The organism is Pseudomonas sp. FBCC-B35, assembly GCF_059133755.1.
The window spans coordinates 4065155-4086303 of the sequence record NZ_CP101439.1 but is presented as its reverse complement, the minus strand read 5'-3'; the positions used below and the strand labels follow the sequence as shown (position 1 = coordinate 4086303).

Here is a 21149-nt window from a genome sequence, read left to right as displayed (position 1 = left end):
TGTGCGGCGCACCTCGGTCCTGCTGGGCAGCATTGCCTGGATGATGGCCCGGCTGGCCCACGGCGAAGGCGACTACCGTTTCGACGACAGCCTGTTGCTGGGCTCGGGGCTGGCCGGTGGCAGCCTGGAGCGCTTCAATCGGGTGCAGCAGATCGACCCGGGTACTTACCTGGTCGATGTGTACGTGAACACGCACTACGTGAACCGAAGCGACGTGAGTTTTCGACTGCAAGACGATGCTGTCGAACCTTGTTTTTCCGAACGGTTTTTGCATCGATACATGAACGCCCGCAAGCTTGAAACCCCTACCGCCGACGCGGGCCAGTGCCTGGCGCTGAGCACGCGGCTACCAGGGTCAACGTTCCAATATGACTCAGCCCGCTTGCGCCTGGACCTCTCCGTGCCCCAGGCATTGCTCGACATCAAGCCGCGCGGCTACGTCGATCCGCAGGACTGGGACGCAGGCGGTACGATGGGCTTCGTCAACTACGACGCAAGCCTATACAACTCGCGCTACGAAGCCTCAGCAAGCGAGGCGGCCAATTACGGTTACCTGGGCCTGAACACGGGCGTGAACGTTGGGCTCTGGCGTTTGCGGCATCAGTCCAACTACAGCTACTCAAGCTTCGGCGGCGCCGCGGTCAGCCGCTGGAACAGCATTCGCACCTATGCTCAGCGTGCCATTGCCCCTTGGCAGAGCGAACTGACGGTCGGTGACAGCTTTACCGAGGGCAACCTGTTCGGCAGCATCGGCTTTCGAGGCGTGCGCCTGGCCAGCGACGATCGCATGCTGCCCGACTCTCAGCGTCAATATGCCCCACAAGTGCGCGGCACGGCGGTGAGCAACGCGCGCGTGGTAATCAGCCAGAACGGCCGCAAGGTGCATGAAACCACAGTGGCGGCGGGTCCCTTTGTCATCGACGATCTGTACGGTACGGCCTACAACGGTGACTTGGACGTGCAGGTAATCGAGGCCGACGGCAGCGTCACGCGCTTCACTGTCCCCTATGCGGCGGTGCCCGACTCCATCCGTCCGGGTATCTCTCGCTACAGCGCCACGCTCGGTGAGGTACGCCAGACGGGCGCGAACCAAGGGGCGTTTGCCGAGGCCACTTATCAACGGGGCCTTAGCAATGCACTTTCCGCCAACCTGGGCGCTCGGGTAGCGCAGGATTACCTCGCCGTGCTGGGCGGTGGCGTACTGGCAACGCCCTATGGTGCCTTCGGGGTCAACAGCACGTTTTCCAGCGCCACCGTTGAAAACCAACAGCGCAAGCAAGGCTGGCGCATGGGGCTTAGCTACAGCCGTACCTTCCAGCCAACCAACACCACCCTCAACCTTGCCGGCTATCGATACTCAACCCAAGGGTACCGGGATCTGGCCGATGCGCTAGGTGCGCGGCAGGCCTCCGAGCGCGGTGACAGTTGGGACTCGACCAGTTTCAAGCAGCGTAACCAGCTGACCTTGCTGGTCAACCAAGGGCTAGGGGGGTACGGAAACCTGTACCTGTCTGGTTCGAGCAGCGACTATTACGACGGCAAAAGCCGTGATACGCAGGTGCAGTTCGGTTACTCCAACACCTGGCGGCAACTCAATTACAGCCTGGCCTATTCACGCCAGCGCACGACGTGGTACCGGGACACGGTAACCAGTGCCGTGCCCGATTTCGCAAACCCGGCAGACCAGCGCGACACCAGCAGTCGTACCAACACCCTGACACTGACGTTCTCCATGCCCCTGGGCAACTCGACCCGGGCACCGAGCATCAGCTCGATGCTGACGCAGCGCTCAGGTGATACCCGGGGCAGCAGCCTCCAGACGGGGATCAACGGCACCCTGGGCGCCCAGCGCGACATGAGCTACGCAATCGCAGCCAATCGTGACAGCGCCGGACGCGGGACGAACTGGACTGGCAATCTCCAGGCACAGAGCGCCGTTGCCACCTTCAACGGTGGCTACTCGCAAAGCGCCGATTACCGGCAAATCAATGGCGGCATTCGCGGCGCAGCTGTCTTGCATGAAGGCGGTCTGACCTTGGGGCCTTATGTGGGCGACACCTTCGCGCTGGTGCGGGCCAAAGGCGCAGGTGGCGCAACCATCCGGGGCGGGCAGGGAGCCCGTGTGAACGCTGATGGCTATGCGGTGGTGCCTTCGTTGTCACCCTACCGGTACAACCCGGTAGGGCTCGACCCCAGCGGCATGGGTGATCAGGCCGAGCTGATCGAAACGGAGCGAAAGGTCGCGCCCTACGCCGGTGCTGCGGTGGTGGTGGATTTCAAGACGTTGCTCGGCCATGCCTTGTTGATCCAGGCCAGCTTGCCGGGCGGTGGGGCTATCGCGCTGGGCGCCGATGTGCTGGATGAGCACGGCACCATCATTGGCATGGTGGGGCAGGGAGGGCAGGTGTATGCACGCGCCCAGGCTGATAGCGGGCGCCTGCAGGTTCGCTGGGGCGCAGGCCCTGACCAGGCATGCCTGTTGCCCTTCGACGTCAACAGCAGCAACGCCCATGACAGCCAGGGCTTCATTCATCTGAAAAGTATATGCACGCCTAACGAGGAACCCACATGACGCTCAGGGCCTGGCTATTGGCAGCCTTCATGTTCGTAACCGTTCAGCACGCCTGGGCAACCTGCTACAAAGTGACCTCTGTGGGGGGCGCGGCTACCACGGCCAACACTGCAATTAGGCCTGGTGAGGGAACTGCCGGCAACTGGGCCGGTGCGTGTGATACCTGCAATGGATCATTGGGCTTACCGAGTGTGATAAACGTCAGTGACCCAAGCTTTCAACCCTATGGCACGTTGATTGCGAGTTCCGTAGTGCCCTTCACGCAGTATGGTGTGACCGCTGGCTACAATCCGGAGTACGTATTTTTTCGCTGCGCGGGGCAAGATGCGGTTTACGAAATGTGGTCCACCAATGGCGATGACCTCTACAGCGGTTGGTACCAAGGGGGTGACAGCGTCGGCCAAAGTATTGGTTTGCAAGACGCCTACAGGACAGCCTGGCCGAATGTGCTGTTGAAGCTATTTCATCTCGAAAGCGGCGAGCCTTTCACCCACATTTGGCGTGAGCGCAGGCTCACTGGCCTGGACATCGATTCTCGCGGCTTCCAGTTGGTCAAGGCCAAGAACCTCAGTGCCGTACGCGCGGAGCTGTTCAGTGCACCGAAAGACCCCAGCTACAACTACTACAGCGAAACCGTCCCATCGCAGCTCTACGCCTACGCACAGGCGGCGGCCTATATCGCTATCAAGGGGCCAGGGCTGGCCTATCCAACAGTGGGTCAAACGCACTATGGAAACTGGAGTGGCTGGTACGGAAACTGGCCGGGAGCGTTGGGCTTGTACAACAAGGTCACGCTCAAGCGTTACCCCACCTGCAGCGTCACCAGTGTCACCCCCTATGTGGTGTTTCCCTCGATCAGCGTGAGCGAGATCAACGCGGGCGGGCGCCGCGAAATGCCCTTTCAGATCAACTTTCGCTGCCAGAGCAACATCGTCAACAGCACCAGCGCCAACGGCACGGCCATTGGCATCAAGGTTTCATCCGGTGCCCTGGCTGCGTCGTCTTCCCTGGGTTTGGTCAATGCCCAGGGCGGCCTGACCCACCTGCTGGCGGACCGTTATGGCCAGGCAGGTGTGGCGCAGGGAGTAGGCATACAGTTGCTGCGCGACGGTGCGCCCATCAATTTGCTGGCCAATGAGGATTCTGCCAATGGCAGTGGCGCAGCTGGCCGGGGTTGGTACCCGGTGATCAGCAGCGCTGCCAACCTGACCGGTACCGTCAATGGCATCGGTCAGTACACCGAGACATTCCGAGCGCGTCTGGAGAAACTCTCCACCGGCACCATGCCTACCGTAAGGCCCGGCCGGGTCGAGGCCACAGCGCAGGTGGTGATACGTGTTCAATAGCTGCGGGCAGCGTCTGCTGCTGCTGGTCGCCGTGCTGATCAGCACCCTCGCCGATGCTGGGGTCACTGCCGAGCGTACGAGGGTCATCGTGCATGAGGGCCAGCGCGAAACCTCACTGGCGCTGGTCAATCAAAACGCCTATCCGGTCGTGGTCCAGACCTGGATCGACAATGGGGATCTGGCTGTTACCCCGGACACGGCAAGCGCACCGATCATGCCGCTTCCCCCGATGTTCAGGCTTGAACCCCAACAGCAGCGAAGCGTGCGCCTCGTGACGACCGGGCAGGTGCTTGCCCAGGACCGAGAGTCGCTGTACTGGCTTAATGTGTACGAGATTCCACCTCGGCCAAGCGAGGTGCTGGAGGAGGGCGCGACGCGCCTGACGATCACGCTGCGCACTCAGCTGAAAGTCATCTACCGGCCTCAGGGTCTGTCGAACAAGGCCGAGCTAGCGCCTTCGCACCTGGTTGTCAGGGTCCAGGGTCGCCGTGTGCAGTTGCGTAATCCGACGCCGTTCTACATCTCCCTCTCCCACGCACAGATCGGCGAAGGCGAGCGTTCGATCATTCTGGATGCGCCCATGCTGGCACCGTTCAGTACGCAGCATCAGACGGCACCGGCCACCGCGCCGAGCGGCGCGACGTTTCGCTTTTCATGGCTGGATGATGAGGGTAACGCGCAGCGCGGTGAGCGGCCCATCACGCACGCGGTGTCCATCAGCCCGTAAGGCCACATACCGTCTCGCCAGATTGAGATTCGTCCTATTCAGGTCTGTCGGTGCCGCCCCTAGGCTGGCTGGATGAAGCTAGCCAACCTGTTACCTGCCGCCCAGTGGAACCTATCGACGCCTATTGCAGCGCGTAATCTCTTACGCCTGTTTGCGATCACCCTCGTAGCGGGTGTCTATGTCGGCGCCTACGGTTACATGCGCATGACCCTGAACGAGGAGATTTCGTCCCGGCGCAGGTACATGAACGAGGCCATCTTCAACGCTCAGGATTTCTTTGTCAGCCGTCAGACCCTGCTCAAATCGCTGGGGCTCTCGACGGTCAAGCACGCCGCTGCTGCGGGCGATAGCGAGACCTACATTCCAGGCGAGGAAGTCCACATTTTCCTCCGTCAGCCCGGGGGTACCTGGAGCTTGTGGCTGACGCCACGCATGCTGGATTTTCTACGCGCCAAGCAGACCAACCTGGTCTACGTGCCGCACGCCCTGGATGCCTCGGTGCAGTGGCTCTACAGCCGGCCTGAGGTTCCACCCCTGGTCCCCAACGCCGTGCTGCAACGTCTGCGTGGATCGACCGGCGAACCTGGGGACGAGCAAATCTGGCTGGCGGAGCCTGGAGACGATAAACCGCCTTCGCTCTACATTTTCACTGCCATGGATGACCGCGATCGCGCTTCAGGTTGGCTGGGGCTCGAAGTAGAGGGCTCGCAGTTGGTCGCAGCGTTGCGCCATGAGCAGGCGGGTGACTTCCAACTGGTCGACAGCGCAAGCCAGATCATCGCCAGCAAGGACCGCGAGCAGCAATTGACTTCCCAGCGCCATACGGCAACGCGCGTGGATGATGGTTTCGGTTGGGAGGGCGGCTATTGGCTCCCGGACCGCCTGACCATTCGCAAACAGCTCGACCATTCGGACTGGCAGATCATCTACAGCGCACCCTTGGCCTCTATCATTCCGGCGCTGATTCTGCCGTTCGGGCTGGCAGTGCTGATCAGCGTTGCCGTCACACTGTTGATGCTGTGGCTGGTCCGCCGGGTCGACGTGCGACTCATCCGCCCGGCAGCTGCTCGAATCGAGGCATTGGTCGAGAGCGAAGCGTTCAGCAGTGCCGTCATCCGCACCGCCCCGGTTGCGCTGTGCGTGTTGCGCCGCAGTGACGGTGCAGTGGTGCTGGCCAATCGGCTGAGCGAGCAGTGGCTTGTAATGGGTGATGAGCGAACCCGAGTCTGTCAGGACTGGATTACCCGTGCGTTCGGCAAGCCTGCGCAGACCAGTTGCACACAAGAGCTGCAAATGGCCGATGGCCGTCACCTGTGCCTGAGTTACGCACCTACCCGCTATCGACGTGAAGATGTTCTGATCTGCGCCTTCAGCGACATCACCGAACGAAAAACCGCCGAGCTGTCGCTGCAACAGGCCAGGGCACTGGCCGATGCTGCCAATGAAGCAAAAACGCTGTTTCTCGCCACCATGAGCCATGAAATCCGCACGCCGCTCTACGGCATGCTGGCAACGCTGGAACTGCTTTCACGCACCCACCTCGATAGCCAGCAAAGGGGGTACCTCAATGCCATCGAAGGTTCATCGGCTACCTTGCTGCAACTGATCTGCGATGTGCTGGATGTGTCCAAGATCGAGGCTGGTCAGCTGGCGCTGGAGGTCAGTGCGTTCTCACCCGTCGAGCTGACCCAGGACGTCATGCAAGGCTATATGGGGGCCGCACACACCAAAGGGTTGCAGTTGCTGAGTTGCATGGATCCGCAGCTTCCTGAACAGGTAGTGGGTGACACGACGCGTACGCGCCAGATCCTTGGCAATCTGCTTAGCAACGCGGTCAAGTTCACTCGCAGTGGCCGAATCATGGTCAGGCTTCACCTGGTTGGGGTCGAAGGTGATCGCATGATGCTGCGCTGGCAGGTAGTGGACACAGGGCAGGGCATCCCTGAGCAAGACCAGCAACACTTGTTCGAACCGTTCTTCCAGAGCGGTCCCAGTACCAACACGGTGGCAGGGACCGGCCTTGGCCTGTCCATTTGCAAGCGGCTGGTCGAGTTGATGAACGGGTCGATTCGTGTGTTCAGCGAGCCGGGTCTGGGCAGCAGCTTCTCGTTCACGCTGCCACTGGGGCAATTGGCGCTCGATGAGGACCAGAGCTGGGCCCAGCCTTTGCTCAACCAGGGCGTCATGGTTTATTCACCTGTGCCCGAACTGGCCGATCATGCCGCTGGCTGGCTACGTCGCTGGGGCGCCCGGGCGCAAGTGATTGCCGTGCCGGACGTCCGTCATGAACCGGGCATCGTGCTGGTCGAGTTATGTCCAGGGCCTGCCAGCTCGGCTGTCATCAGGCAATGGCCTGGCCCATTGGTACTGGCCTGCGCCGATGAGCACGCGCTTTCGCGTCCTTCGGCTCAATACTGGCAGGTGGGGCTGAACAATCTTCAGTGCCTTAACCAGGCGGTGAGCCAGGCCCAGGGCATCGAGGCACGACACAGCGCAACGGCCCGTCAGGCAATGATCGAAACCAAACTGTGCATTCATGTGCTGGTGGCGGAGGACAATGTCATCAACCAGTTGATACTGCGGGATCAACTGGAGAAGCTCGGCTGCACGGTCACCCTTGCCAACGATGGCGAGCAAGCGCTGGCCCTGTGTCAGAAGGAGGTCTTCGACCTGGTACTGACCGATGTGAACATGCCCAGACTCAACGGGTATCAGTTGGCGCAGAACTTGCGCCAACAGGGCCATGCCCTACCCATCATCGGCGCAACTGCCAACGCCATGCTCGATGAGGCAGAGCGTTGCCTGGGCGCCGGAATGGATCAGTTTCTGGTCAAGCCCTTCACTCTGCACGCGCTCTATCAGTGCCTGCTGCCGTATCGCAAGGGCTCGGCCTGATGATCCACCGCGTCTTGATCGTCGAGGATCATCCCTTTCAACACCAGTACCTGGCTCAGCTGTTCCGGTCCGTCGGTGGGTTCGACGTCGAGCTGCAAGCCGATGCCAACCTGGCGATCGAGCAGTTGCGCAATCAAGCCTTCCACCTTGTCGTCACTGACCTGATGATGCCGCAACTGGATGGGGTACAGTTCATCCAGAGAATGAGCCTGCTACCGTCGCCTCCGGCGCTGGGGCTGATGACCGCTGCCTCTGCGCGCGTGCTCGCAGGCGTTGGCAAGGTCGCCGAAAACCTCGGTATCCGCCTGGCCGGCATGATCAGCAAGCCCGTGCAGGGTCATCATGTCGCTGCACTGCGTCGCTACATGGATAGCACCTGCGATCAAGGCCATCTGCAACCTCGATCCTGTTTCGGTGGCCATTCGGTCAGTGCGCTTACCCGTGCACTGCAGGCGGGCGAGATCCAGGCGTGGTTTCAACCCAAGAAATCCATGCTCGACGGCAGGATCGTCGGTGCCGAGGCCCTGGCCAGGTGGCTGCATCCGGTCGAAGGTCTTTTGTTGCCGCGGGCATTTCTGGCCGATTTGGAATCTGCAAGACTCGATTTGCCGTTGCTGTACAACATGCTTGAGCAAACGCTCACCGCTCAATCACGCTGGGCCGCAGCAGGATACAGGCTGCCGGTCTCGATCAATCTGCCTACACACCTGCTGGACCGTCCTGATCTGGTCGACACGTTGCACCGAACGGTCCGAGAGCGAGGTGCCGACCCCAGGACCATCACCTTCGAGCTGACCGAAACGTCGACCACCCGACGGTCCAGTGATTACTTTGCAGGGACGTGCCGGCTGCGCATGATGGGCTTCGGCCTGGCCCAGGATGATTTCGGCAAGGGGTACAGTTCCTATTCCAACCTGGTATCCACGCCCTTCACCGAAATGAAGATTGATCGCTCTCTGGTTAGTGGTTGTGCGAGCAATCCTGACATGGCCATTGCCTTGGCCAGTGCCGTCCACCTCGGGCGCGCACTGGGGCTTGTGACAGTAGCAGAAGGCGTTGAAACGCGTGATGAGCTGGAAGTTGTCCGCAAGGCTCAGTGTCATCAGGTGCAGGGGTTCATCATCTCCCCGGCTGTGGACCGAGACGGCATGCTCCCATTGCTGAACGGACAGCTCTCCGAATGAGGGGTAAGTTATCGAAGAAACGTTTCAGCATCTGCAATGTGCTGTCATATGGCATGAATTTTGTGTCTGTTTGAGCACTCTCATCTTCATAACGTGATGTCGACGATCAACACCATGAAAAATGCCAGCCTGCGCATGGATAAACTTGCGCGCAGCTCTCAGCGCCTGAACAAAGCCATCTTGCTGCTCAGCGGACTCATGCTGCTGTTGTCCAGTACCTGTTATTGGGCAGTATCGCGCCTTCTGGAATCGGAACAGCAGCGGTTGGAGCTCCATTTTGCCCGGGTGATCGAAATCATCCATGAGCATGAGATCTTCTTGCGCAATCTCGCCAACAGCATGCCAGCCGGTCGCGCGCTTCCTGCGCCGGTGGAGCAGGGCGTCATGATGCTCGATTCGACGAGCGTCGATGGCAAGACACTGGTCAAGGCAAAAGGCTTCGAACTCTCCTTACCCTTCACCCTGGCCTACACCGGCGACTTTCGGGCTCAGGAGATACGCGGCGCCTTGGGGTTGGGGTTGCGTCTGACCGACTACTACGGGGGGTTCTGGGCCCGCTCGTTCTACGCATCGCCTCAGCTGTTCGTGCTCGAACGGGGAACCGGCGCGAGCATTGCCGTCCCCGCGGCTGGCGACCAACGTCAGCATCAGCCGCTGTTGCCTCACCATTATGTGACCGTGGTTGATCGCTTGGTGCACTTACTGGCTCAACCCGACCTGCTACCCGATCAGCATGTCCACTGGGTGCGAGCGCCAGCACGCCTTTACAACGACAACCTGCGCATGGTGGCGCTTCTGAAGTTGGGGTTTGAGCACACCCTCAAGCCGAGTACGACGGGCGACCGGACAATGGTCTTGGCTGCCGTAATGGATACGGAGCAGATCGACGAATTCGAGCGTGTGCTCAGGTTATCGGTCTACAACCAGTTCACCCTGATTTCTCCGGATGGCAAGGTCTTGATGGGAGAGCGCAGCAAGGGTGATCTGGCGCCGCTTGGCCTGAGCTTCAACCGTAGCGGCTTGCGTTTCAAGATGATGTCGTCGTCGGGAGACGCGTGGACTGGGCTGTATGCCATCAGTTACGGGGACTTTCTGCGCTACGCCAAATGGCCGCTGCTTGGCCTGGCGTTGACAATCATCGCTGCGATCCTGCTAGGGCTCTGGGTCAATCACTGGTACAAGTCGCGCATTGTTCGGCCCGCCCAACGAGCACAAGTCCGGCTTGCAGAAAGCGAGGCCTTCAGCCGCATCATCCTACACAACGTGCCGGTCGGGCTGTGCGTCGTGAGGCGCCACGATCACCGGGTGTTGTTGGAAAACGAATGCGCGGTACACCTAGGCGTTACCGCAGCGGTGCTGCAACTGCTGCGTGATAACCACGGTGACCAGGCGCCGGGCGAACTGTGCCTGCTGGTGGATGGGCGTTACGTCCAGGTGGTGGCGGTCGCTACCCGTTATGACGGAGAAGACGTGTTTCTATGCGGCTGCAACGACATCACCCGCCACGTTGGCGAGCAATTGCAGCTCAATCAGGCCCACCAGCGTGCAACGGCTGCCAATGAAGCCAAGACCGTTTTCCTGGCCACCATGAGCCATGAGATAAGAACCCCGCTCTATGGTGTGCTGGGCAACCTTGAGCTGCTGTCGCTGACCGAACTCAGCGAACGCCAGAGGCATTACCTGCAAATCATCGAAACCTCGTCGACAGTCCTGTTCCAGCTGATCAGTAATGTTCTGGATGTGACCAAGATCGAGTCTGGGCAGATGGCCTTCGAGCATGCCGCATTCGATCCGCGTCAGCTGGTCGACGATGCGCATGCCAGTTTCGAGGCCACAGCGCAAAGTAAAGGGCTGCAACTTGAGGCTGAAATCGACGCACAAGTGCCTGCACGGGTGGAAGGAGATGCCGGGCGAATCAGGCAGATCCTGCACAACTTGCTGGGCAACGCGATCAAGTTCACCCCCTCCGGACGCGTACGTCTGCGCCTGATCGTTCAAGAGCGAAGCGACCAGGATGTGTTGTTGCAATGGCAAGTGACGGACACCGGAAAAGGTATCCCTGAAAAAGCCCTGGAGCATCTGTTCAAACCGTTCTATCAGGTGTCCGCAGGGCAGGAAGGTGGGGGTGCAGGGCTCGGGCTTTCCATCTGTTCACGCTTGAGTGAGTCGATGGGCGGTACCATGCGCGTGGTCAGTGAGCCCGGTCTGGGGAGCAGCTTTTCCCTGTTCATACGCTTGCCCATTGTGGCCTCCTCGCCGGTCTTGGTGCCTGTGCCGAAAGAGGGTTCGCAGGCGCCGTCTGCGCCGTTGAAATTGAGCGTGTTGGTGGCAGAGGATAACCCAGTCAGCCAGGCGGTCATGCGTGAGCAGCTCGAAGCCATCGGGGCTTACCCAACCGTCGCGGCTGACGGCCACCAGGCACTTCAACTTTGGCAATCCAAGCGTTTCGACATGGTCATCACCGACATCAACATGCCCAGGATGAACGGCTACGAGCTGACCCGGGCGCTGCGAGAGGCAGGTGTCGAAGCACCTATCATCGGCATCACCGCCAATGCACTGCGCGAAGAAGGTGAGCGCTGCCTGCAAGCGGGTATGACCGCGTGGATAGTCAAGCCTCTGAGCCTTGGTACCCTTCGGCAGGTACTGATGAACCACTGCCCTGGAACGGTTGACACTCACGTTGCACCCGACCCGGGCAGGGATGATTTTTCAGGCTGGATTCAACTGTCCCAGCCCATGCGCCAATTGCTTGCCCAGACGTTGGCCAGCGATATCGAACAGTTGGAGAAGGGGGTGATCGAGCACGATGCGGTTCTGGTCGAACAACGGTTGCACAGCTTGAGCGGTGCACTGGCCAGCATCAATGCCACGGCGTTGTACGGCGCATGTCAACGGCTGGAAAACATGTTGCAGGAGCTGCCGCTCGACGCACGCCTGGGCGGGCAAGTCCGTGCTCTGTGCAGGCGGCTTGCCAAGGTCGCGCAGCGCTTGTCAGACGAGATTCCCGGATGAGCCTTGTCCCCTAATGGAGTAATTCTGCATGCCTCATCACAAGGTTGTCATCGCTGACGATCATCCCATCGTCCTGTTGGGAGTGCGTGAAGTCGTTCAACGCATCGGGCGCTATAAAGTCGTCGGTCAAGCCACCAACTCATCGGAATTGATCGATCAACTGCGCCTGCACAACCCCCGCACCCTGATCACCGACTTCAATATGCCGGGGGATTGTACCTACGGAGATGGCTTCAAGCTCATCGAGTACATTCTGCGTCACTTCCCGGACACTCAGGTCCTCATTCTGACCATGATTTCCAATGGGTTGATTCTTTCCCGGCTTCAGGAACTGGGTGTGGCAGGGGTCATCCAAAAAAACCACCTGCATGATGAAATCGAAAAAGCGCTGAGTGCCATCCGCAAGCGGCGTCGGTACCGAAGCCCGTTGCCGCCACCTACATCCGTGGTGCGCGAAGCAGTGAAGGTCGAGGCCCGCTTCAATCAGCTGTCCCCCAGGGAGCTCGAAGTCGTCCGGCTCTTTGTCACTGGCATGACCGTAGGTGATATCGCGCGGCAACTGTCGCGCAGCAACAAGACAGTCAGCGCCCAGAAGGTGTCGGCGATGCGCAAGCTCAACGTCGACAGTGACCAGGACTTGCTGACTTACTGTATCGAATCCAGGCAGTTTCAGTAACGAGGTTCTGTGCCTGGCGAGGCGTTGCCCAGCCGGTGCGTGGCCCTGATGACATGCGTACAGACAATTGGACCCGCAGCGCAAAAAGCCCAGCTACTCGCTGGGCATCCTATAGGTCTTCAGCCGACGATCATCATTCAAAGCGCTACGCTGGCTTGAGCCAATCTACATTCCGCTCCTGAATGACCAATTTGAGCGAGCGGCCAACTGCATTGGCGTGACATACCGAATAGTCGCCAACAGGGTAGAGCGCATGACGTCCCCACGGCCCTGCCTTGCTTTCCAGTTTGATATCGACCTGGTCACCTTCGCTGGTTGTCAGATCAAACGCGTTACCGCTCGACGCCTCGGTGATTTTCCAAGCGGTAGGGTCTTGCTGCTCGATGCGCTTCACTTCCACCAGACCATGCGTTGTCGCGAAAATCCCCTTACGAAGATGTGCTCCGCTGCGAACGTAGAGGCGGTAGCCGTCCTCACTGTGCCGGAAATACAGCAACAGGGGTAGGACAGCAGAGGATTTCTCGAAATTGACCAGCCCCAGTTCTTGACCGTGGTGCCAATCGTCTTCGGAACAATTCAGTGCACCCAGCGTAGCGGCGCCGTCCACGGCGTATCCAGGCGTGGTCAGGGGGCTTTCCAGTACCACATTGCCGCTAGTCATGCTGTCGAAGGTGTTCAACGGGCAATCAGCTGCATGCAGTGTCGCGAGAAAAGAGTGCGCTTTGTGATTCATCGTATACCTCCAGTGTTCATGAATGCACTCAGGAGGCTATGCCGACACGCGCGAGGGGACTAACCGGAACGGGTTCCAGACGCAGGATGCAAAAAGCCCGGCACTTGGCCGGGCTTTCCAGTGGGCGATCAGCGATCAGTTGCCGTAGACCGGCAGCTTCTTGCAGATGGCTTTGACCTTCTCGCGCACGGCGTCGATCACCGCTTCGTTGTTCAGGTCGGCAAGGATGTCGCAGATCCAGCCAGCCAGCTCACGGCACTCGGCTTCCTTGAAACCGCGGGTGGTCACGGCCGGGGTGCCGAAACGCAGGCCCGAGGTGACGAACGGAGAGCGCGGGTCGTTAGGAACCGAGTTCTTGTTGACGGTGATGAACGCCTTGCCCAGCGCCGCGTCAGCGTCTTTGCCCGAGATGTCCTGCTTGATCAGCGACAGCAGGAACAGGTGGTTTTCGGTGCCACCGGAAACCACGTCGAAACCGCGCTCGATGAAGACGCTGGCCATGGCCTGGGCGTTTTTCACCACTTGCTGCTGGTAAGCCTTGAACTCCGGCTGCAGGGCTTCCTTGAAGCAGATGGCCTTGGCCGCGATCACGTGCTCCAGTGGGCCGCCCTGGGCGCCTGGGAATACAGCGGAATTGAGCTTCTTCTCGATCTCTTCGTTCTTGCGAGCCAGGATCAGGCCGCCGCGCGGACCGCGCAGGGTCTTGTGCGTGGTGGTGGTGACGACGTCGGCGAAAGGAACCGGGTTAGGGTAGACACCGGCGGCGACCAGGCCAGCCACGTGCGCCATGTCGACGAACAGGTAGGCACCCACCTTGTCGGCGATGGCGCGGAAGCGGGCGAAGTCCAGCACCTGCGAGTAGGCCGAGAAACCGGCGACGATCATTTTCGGCTTGTGCTCGACCGCCAGGCGCTCGACTTCGTCGTAATCGATCAGGCCGTTGCCATCGATGCCGTACTGCACGGCGTTGTACAGCTTGCCCGACGAGCTGACGGAGGCACCGTGGGTCAGGTGACCACCATGGGCCAGGCTCATGCCCAGAATGGTGTCACCGGCCGACAGCAGGGCCAGGTAGACAGCGGCGTTGGCCTGGGAGCCGGCGTGCGGCTGGACGTTGGCGTAGTCGGCACCGAACAGTTGCTTGGCGCGGTCGATGGCCAGCTGCTCGACGACGTCGACGTATTCGCAGCCACCATAGTAGCGCTTGCCTGGATAGCCTTCGGCGTACTTGTTGGTCAGTACCGAACCCTGGGCTTCCATGACGGCCGGGCTGGTGTAGTTTTCCGAGGCGATCAGCTCGATATGCTCTTCCTGGCGCAGAGCTTCTTGCTGCATGGCTTCGAAGAGCTCGGCGTCGTACTTGGCAATGGTCAAATCACGGCTGAACATGGCGGTCCTCAAGGATCGGGGGTGAAGTGGGTGGGCATTCTACCCCATTGATCCGCCGCTGGCATATGAAGTGGCATCAAGTCGCGGACCAGTGGGGTTCATGTTGCATCCCGCGCCGTTGCTGGGCTGGGCGGGCATGCGAGTTGACTTTCAGGTCCGGTTTCTGGCGTTGCCTGTGCGTGGTGGCGGGCCGGGCGTGATGGGCCCCGCTGGCGTTTCGGCAGCCGCGTGAGGGCAGGGTCAGGGGCGACTCAATTGAACATGAACAACGTCTCATTGGCGAATTGCGCCTCGAACTGATGCGCCGGCATCGGTCGCCCGAACAGGTAGCCCTGTACTTCGTCGCACCCGTGCTCACGCAGAAACTCAAGTTGTTCATGGGTCTCGACGCCTTCGGCGATGACCGCCAGGTTCAGGCTGTGGGCCATGGCGATGATCGCCCTGGCGATCTGCGCATCCTGCTCACCTTCGGGCAGGCCGTCGACGAAGGTACGGTCGATCTTCAACACATCGATCGGGAACTGCTTGAGGTAGTTGAGCGAGGAATAGCCGGTCCCGAAATCGTCCACCGCGATGCTCAGGCCCAGGTTCTTGAGGCTGGCCAGAATCTGCAGCGCTTCGTTTACTTCGCGCATCAGGATGCTTTCGGTCAGCTCAAGCTCAAGACACGCCGGTGGCAGGCCGCTTTCTTCCAAGATGTTGGCGATCCGCGTGCCCAGTTGACCATCGGAGAACTGGCGCGCGGAAATGTTGACCGACACTTTCGGCACACGCACCTTGGCCTTGTGCCAGGCCTTCAATTGTCGGCTGGCTTCGCGCAGTACCCAGTCACCCACGTCCACCACCAGGCCCAGCTCTTCGATGACGGGAATGAAGTCGCCCGGTGGCACCAGGCCGCGGGTAGGGTGCCGCCAGCGTAGCAGTGCCTCGGCGCCGGTCAGGCGCTTGCCGTCGCCGCTGAATTGCGGCTGGTAATACAGAATGAATTCGTTCTGCTCCATGGCATGGCGCAGATCGCTTTCCAGTTCCAGGCGCTCCAGGGCACTGGCGTTCATTTCAGCCTGGTAGAACTGGAAGTTGTTCTTGCCGCGCTCTTTGGCGTGGTACATGGCGGTGTCGGCGTTCTTCATCAATTGGCTCAACTCGCCGCCATCCTGCGGGCTGAGTGCGATGCCGATGCTGGCCGTGACGAAGAACTCGCGGTTCTCCAGCACGAACGGCTTGACCAGGCTGCCCAGGATGTTTTCGGCCACGTGAATGGCGCGGTTCAATGCCAGCTCGCGAGTAGGCCGAGGCTGGAGCAGCAGCGTGAATTCATCGCCGCCCATGCGCGCGACCGTATCGTCCTCGTCCACGCAGGCCAGCAAGCGCAGGGCCATGTCCTTGAGCATGCGATCGCCCGCAGCATGGCCCAGGGAGTCGTTGATGGGCTTGAAACGGTCCAGGTCCAGGAACATCAACACCACCCAGGCCTTCTGCCGCTCGGCCTGCTGCAAGGCGTTGTACAGCCGGTCCTGGAACAACGTACGGTTGGGCAAGTGGGTCAGGGCGTCGTAGTAGGCCAGGCGGTGAATGCGCTGTTCGCTGGCCTTGCGTTCGCTGATGTCGGTAAAGAAGCACACGTAGCTGGCCAGGTCGCCTTCATCGTCCAGCACGGCAGTGATGCCTACCCAGGCCGGGTAGTGATCGCCATCACGGCGCTTGAGCCACACCTCGCCCTCCCAGCTGCCACGCTGGTTGAGCTGCTTGAGGATGTAGCGCAGGTGCGCCTGCTGCTGGTCGTTCATCACCAGCATGCTCGGCAGTTGGTCCAGCACCTCGCTGACTGCGTAGCCGCTGACCCGGCTGAAAGCCTCGTTGGCCTGCACAATGTAGCCGGCAGGGTCGGTGATCAGAATGGCCGAAGTCGAATGCTCGAAAACCGTCGCAGCCATGCGCAGGTCTTTCTCCGCCCGGCGCTGCTGGCTGATGTCGCGACCTACCCCCAGTACGCCCTCGAAACGCTGATCGTCATCCCAGACCAGTACCAGGCGCAACTCGATGGGGATCTTGCGGCCGTCGGCGCGCAGGCAGTCGAACAGGAACAGCTGGGTCGGCAACTGGCCACGCAGTTCGGCCAGTTGAGCCGGATCGTCCATCGCCTTGCTTACCCGCTCCATCAACCCGTAGATGCCAGTGAGCTGGGCGGGGTTGGCGATGATCGAATGCCACCCGTTGGCGAAGATCCAGTCGGCGTGATAGCCCAGCACGCTTTGCACCGAGGGGCTTACGTAGTCGAGCTTGAGCTGGCTGTCGGTGGAGAAGATCACGTCACTGATGCTTTCGGCCAGCATCCGGTAGCGCTGTTCGCTGTCGCGCAGCGACTGGCTCGCCTCGATCTGCACGGTCACGTCCTTGCCCACGCCGATGATGCGCGTCACCCGGCCGTCGGCGTCACGCGCCAGCACCTGCTCGCGTATGTCGTAGCAGCGCCAGTTGCCATCGCGGTGCCGGAAACGCAGCTGGCAATGCAGCGGCAAGTCATGGCCGTTGTCGAGCTGCTGTTGGCGCAGGTCCTGGTAATGCGCAGCGTCTTCGGGGTGCAGCAGCAGCTCCCAGAAGCGGTCGCCCATGCGGGCCAGTTCCGTGCGGTCATACCCCAGCGTCTGGCCCAGGTGACGGTTGCTGAAGATCATCCGCTGGCTGTGGATATCCTGGACGTAGAGCTGATCCGGCACGGTACGCACCACGTCCGACCAGAACCGCTCGCGTTCGAGCAGCGAGAGCTCCACTTTCTTGCGGCTGGTGATGTCGCTGATGCTGAGGATCACGGCCTGGTAATTGCGGCGCAATTGCGGCAGGCGCGCTGTCAGCCACAGGTGCAGCTCGCCGCCATGCGCAGCAGGCAGGCGCACCTCGAGCTCCAGGGACGGGCGTTGGTCGATCAAGGCGTCGAGCAACTGCATACCGACACTGTCCTGGCCGTCGCCGCTGTCGTCGATCAGGCGCTGCCAGGCTTGCTGGTGATCTTCGATATGAAGCAGCTGGCGCGCCACCTGGTTGATTTCGGTGATCTTCAGTTGCGCCAGGAGCGAGCGGCGCAGTTGAGGGTCCAGCATCAGGCTGTGCTTGAGTGCGGCGCGGTTGCGCAGGTGATAGCGGTCCAGTTGGCCGGGCAAGCTGGACAGGTCGAGCACGCACAGGGCCACACCTGTACCTTCGAAGATCTCTTGATAGCGCCGGCGATCTTCCTGCAAGGCCCGCTGGCGGCGGCGCATGTTGACCAGGGCCAGGACCGGGAGCAGGGCGCAGAACAGCACCAGCAGGCATTTGCCTATCAAGGCAGGCAGCAGGTCGTTGCGCGCCTGTTCAGCATCGAACAGGCCGCGCAGTTGCCAGGCACTATTGTCGATAAACGCCAGCATGACGCTCTGCAAGAGCGCGTCGGGGCGCTCGGAGGCCAGGTAGCGTTGCAGCACCTCGCCCGTACGGCTGTTTTCCAGCAGCCACAACAGCTGATCGGCCTCATGCAGATGGCCGGTAAGCGCGCGGTAGTAATCAGGTGACAAGCGCAGCAGCCAATGGCCTTGGCCTGGCGACTGGCTCAGCAACAGGTACACGCTGGCGTTGCTGGGCGCATTGGTAAAGAAATAGGGCCGCTCCTGGTTGAGCCTCAGCACCTCACCGACGACTGCGTGATCGTCGCTGGCAGGTGCACTGTCGGCAACGATCTGCCCGGCTCCGTCTATCCAGATCACGCTGCGCAGCGCGGGCATTCGTTCGCGCAGCGTATCCACCAAGCCGCCAGCTGCCGGTGCCGCCACGGTGGGATAGGGCTGGAGCAGGTTGATGGCCTGCTGCGCCTTGAGCGCCATGTTCAAACCCAGGTGGTCCGCCAGTTCGGTCGTGTCTTCCAAACGCTTGTCGCGCAGCTCGGCCTGGGTAAGGTTGAACTGCGCGAACAGCTGCCACAGCAGCAACCCGAGCAGAATCAGGGCGAGCAGTGCCAGCGCACCCTTGATCGACCCGCGCAGACTGGCAGCGGGCGCCTTGGACGCGCTACGCGATGACGGCGGTGGAGTGAGTTTGATCAAGCGTCGATCCTGCGATGGGCCGGGCGATGGCAGGGAGGGGTCGGGCATGGCGTATGCTTTTTTTATGAGGTAACCGATGCGCGGTGGCGCACTATAAGCCGACCACTCGAAACCGGCTAGCATGCCTAGCATTATGGCAAAGTGCCAGTGCCATTCATGCTTCCGACCGCTCGTATTCGGCAAGCACGTGCCTGCTGTGCGAGAATGCCGCCCGCTTTACATGACACTGCTTGGGAGATGTTCGGTTTTGGTTACTCATTTTTCCATCAATGGCCTCGATTCCGCCTGTGGGCGCAGCAGTCAGACCCTTGTCAGCTCTGCCGTGACCGAGGACGTATCCTGCAAATCGTGCCAACGCTCGCTGGCCAAGCCCGAGGCGGCCACGTCAACCAAGCGCAAGGCGCCATCGCTGGCCGAGCTGCGCACGTCTGCCAAGGCACCCGTCCCAGCTGCAGTCGTTGCCGACGCACCGCGCCCGGCGGCGGCATCGGTCACGTCCGGCACCTCTGTCAATCGTGTCGCCGCTGCGCAACCTGCGCGCCCGGACGGGTTCTGCGTCAAGTCCGCCTGGGCCGCGCGCCTGGCCGAGCAGGGCGACCGTTGCCGGCTGCCACGGGGCAAGGCGCGCCAGCGTCACGTCTGAACAAGGGCTGCTCGCCAGGCGCGACTACAGGGCAAGGCCGCTGCTGCCGGACCACCGCTTCAGGCCTGCGCCGCCGGCGCGGCGCCTCCTATCAAATACTGCGCGTTGGCGTAGAATGGTCCACTTTGTTCAACGACACCCGACCCCTGGCCGACCCGCTGGGGCGATCGTCGATGTCTTTACCTATCTGAATTAGAGGGCTTGGTTTTGGCTCAATACGTCTACACCATGCATCGGCTGAGCAAGGTCGTGCCGCCGAAGCGGGAAATCCTGAAGAACATTTCCCTGTCGTTCTTCCCTGGCGCCAAGATCGGCGTGCTGGGCCTCAACGGCGCAGGTAAATCGACGCTGCTGCGGATCATGGCGGGCGTCGACAAGGAATTCGACGGCGAAGCCCGTCCGATGCCTGACATCAACGTGGGCTACCTGCCCCAGGAGCCTCAGCTGGACCCGAGCAAGTCGGTCCGTGAGGTGGTCGAGGAAGCCGTCAGCGTCATCAAGGACGCCCAGGCGCGTCTTGACGAGGTCTACGCGGCCTACGCCGAGCCGGACGCCGACTTCGACAAGCTGGCTGCCGAGCAGGCCAAGCTCGAATCCATCCTGCAGGCCGCCGACGGGCATAACCTGGAACGCCAGCTGGACGTCGCCGCCGACGCGCTGCGCCTGCCGGCCTGGGATGCACGCATCGAGCACCTCTCCGGTGGCGAGAAGCGCCGTGTCGCCCTGTGCCGCCTGCTGCTGTCGGCCCCCGACATGCTGCTGCTCGACGAACCGACCAACCACCTGGACGCTGACTCGGTCGCCTGGCTCGAGCGCTTCCTGCACGATTTCCCCGGCACCGTGGTGGCCATTACCCACGACCGTTACTTCCTCGACAACGTCGCAGGCTGGATCCTGGAGCTCGACCGCGGTGCCGGTATTCCCTATGAAGGCAACTATTCGGGCTGGCTGGAAGCCAAGTCCGATCGTCTGGCCCAGGAATCCAAACAGCAGAGCGCCCATGAAAAGGCCATGAAGGAAGAACTGGAGTGGGTGCGCAAAGGCGCCAAGGCCCGCCAGTCCAAATCCAAGGCACGTCTGCAGCGTTTCGAGGAACTGCAGTCGCAGGAATTCCAGAAGCGCAGCGAAACCAACGAGATCTACATCCCGGCCGGTCCGCGTCTGGGCGACAAGGTCATCGAATTCAAGAACGTCACCAAGGGTTATGGCGACCGCGTCCTGATCGACAACCTGTCCTTCGCCATGCCCAAGGGTGCGATCGTGGGCGTGATCGGGGGTAACGGCGCCGGTAAATCCACCCTGTTCCGCATGCTCATGGGCAAGGAGCAGCCGGATTCGGGCAGCATCGAGATCGGTGAAACCGTGCAACTGGCGTGTGTCGACCAGAGCCGCGAGGACCTGGACGGCGCCAAGACCGTGTTCCAGCAGATTTCCGACGGCTCGGACATGATCCGTATCGGCAACTACGAAATCCCGTCGCGCACTTACGTGGGCCGCTTCAATTTCAAAGGTGGCGACCAGCAGAAGTTCGTCAAGGACCTCTCGGGCGGTGAACGTGGCCGTCTGCACCTGGCCCTGACCTTGAAAGAGGGCGGCAACGTCCTGCTGCTCGACGAACCGTCCAACGACCTCGACGTCGAGACCTTGCGTTCCCTGGAAGAGGCGCTGCTGGACTTCCCCGGCGCCGCCATCGTGATTTCCCACGACCGTTGGTTCCTGGACCGCGTCGCGACTCACATCCTGGCATACGAGGACGACTCGAACGTGGTGTTCTTCGAAGGCAACTACACCGAGTACGAAGCCGATCGCAAGAAGCGCCTGGGCGATGCCGCCGCACAGCCGCACCGTGTGCGTCACAAGAAGCTGGCGCAATAAGCCAGCGTCTGCTGCACAGAA

12 protein-coding genes are annotated in these 21149 nt (G+C 61.1%); 9 read left to right on the top strand and 3 right to left on the bottom strand.

Annotated elements, in window-relative coordinates:
- The first annotated feature begins 40 nt into the window (after window positions 1–40).
- The 7 genes from NMB38_RS18550 (at window position 41) to NMB38_RS18520 (ending at window position 12415) form a co-directional block, all read left to right on the top strand.
- Window positions 41–2572 carry a fimbria/pilus outer membrane usher protein gene (locus tag NMB38_RS18550; RefSeq protein WP_236167298.1) on the top strand — a complete coding sequence of 844 codons (2532 nt, stop codon included), beginning with the start codon at window positions 41–43 and terminating at the stop codon, window positions 2570–2572.
- Entirely contained in the window at window positions 2569–3918 is a 1350-nt protein-coding gene (locus NMB38_RS18545) for a fimbrial protein (protein WP_323157644.1), read from the top strand. The genes NMB38_RS18550 and NMB38_RS18545 overlap by 4 nt, the downstream gene beginning before the upstream one ends.
- Entirely contained in the window at window positions 3908–4645 is a 738-nt protein-coding gene (locus tag NMB38_RS18540) for a fimbrial biogenesis chaperone (protein WP_404666347.1), read from the top strand. The genes NMB38_RS18545 and NMB38_RS18540 overlap by 11 nt, the downstream gene beginning before the upstream one ends.
- Window positions 4646–4717: 72 nt before the next feature.
- Window positions 4718–7540: an ATP-binding protein gene (locus tag NMB38_RS18535; protein ID WP_088523226.1), complete on the top strand. Its 2823-nt coding sequence runs from the start codon at window positions 4718–4720 to the stop codon at window positions 7538–7540.
- Complete coding sequence (locus NMB38_RS18530; protein WP_480431249.1) at window positions 7540–8724, top strand: EAL domain-containing response regulator; 1185 nt, start codon at window positions 7540–7542, stop codon at window positions 8722–8724. Before NMB38_RS18535 ends, NMB38_RS18530 begins: the two co-directional genes overlap by 1 nt.
- 114 nt (window positions 8725–8838) lie before the next feature.
- On the top strand, window positions 8839–11739 hold the full coding sequence (locus NMB38_RS18525; RefSeq protein WP_088523249.1) for an ATP-binding protein: 2901 nt from the start codon (window positions 8839–8841) through the stop codon (window positions 11737–11739).
- A 28-nt stretch (window positions 11740–11767) separates the two neighbouring features.
- On the top strand, window positions 11768–12415 hold the full coding sequence (locus tag NMB38_RS18520) for a response regulator (protein WP_027915484.1): 648 nt from the start codon (window positions 11768–11770) through the stop codon (window positions 12413–12415).
- Between the two features lie 145 nt (window positions 12416–12560).
- Here the strand turns inward: NMB38_RS18520 and NMB38_RS18515 are convergent, their stop codons facing one another.
- From NMB38_RS18515 to NMB38_RS18505, 3 genes are all read right to left on the bottom strand, one after another.
- Window positions 12561–13148, bottom strand: coding sequence for a hypothetical protein (locus NMB38_RS18515; protein ID WP_145280954.1), 588 nt, complete (start codon window positions 13146–13148; stop codon window positions 12561–12563).
- Window positions 13149–13283: 135 nt separating this feature from the next.
- The gene (glyA, locus tag NMB38_RS18510) at window positions 13284–14537 is read right to left on the bottom strand and encodes a serine hydroxymethyltransferase (protein WP_023533265.1); all 1254 of its coding nucleotides are present in this window, start codon (window positions 14535–14537) and stop codon (window positions 13284–13286) included.
- A gap of 251 nt (window positions 14538–14788) precedes the next feature.
- Complete coding sequence (locus tag NMB38_RS18505) at window positions 14789–18610, bottom strand: sensor domain-containing protein (RefSeq protein WP_236167293.1); 3822 nt, start codon at window positions 18608–18610, stop codon at window positions 14789–14791.
- A 247-nt stretch (window positions 18611–18857) separates the two neighbouring features.
- On the opposite strand from NMB38_RS18505, the gene NMB38_RS18500 reads away from it, so the two are divergent.
- Both NMB38_RS18500 and ettA read left to right on the top strand, forming a co-directional pair.
- Window positions 18858–19253 (top strand): hypothetical protein, encoded by a 396-nt coding sequence (locus NMB38_RS18500; protein ID WP_028688085.1) that lies wholly within the window; start codon window positions 18858–18860, stop codon window positions 19251–19253.
- Between the two features lie 207 nt (window positions 19254–19460).
- On the top strand, window positions 19461–21128 hold the full coding sequence (gene ettA / locus NMB38_RS18495) for an energy-dependent translational throttle protein EttA (protein ID WP_023533201.1): 1668 nt from the start codon (window positions 19461–19463) through the stop codon (window positions 21126–21128).
- Window positions 21129–21149: the final 21 nt, after the last annotated feature.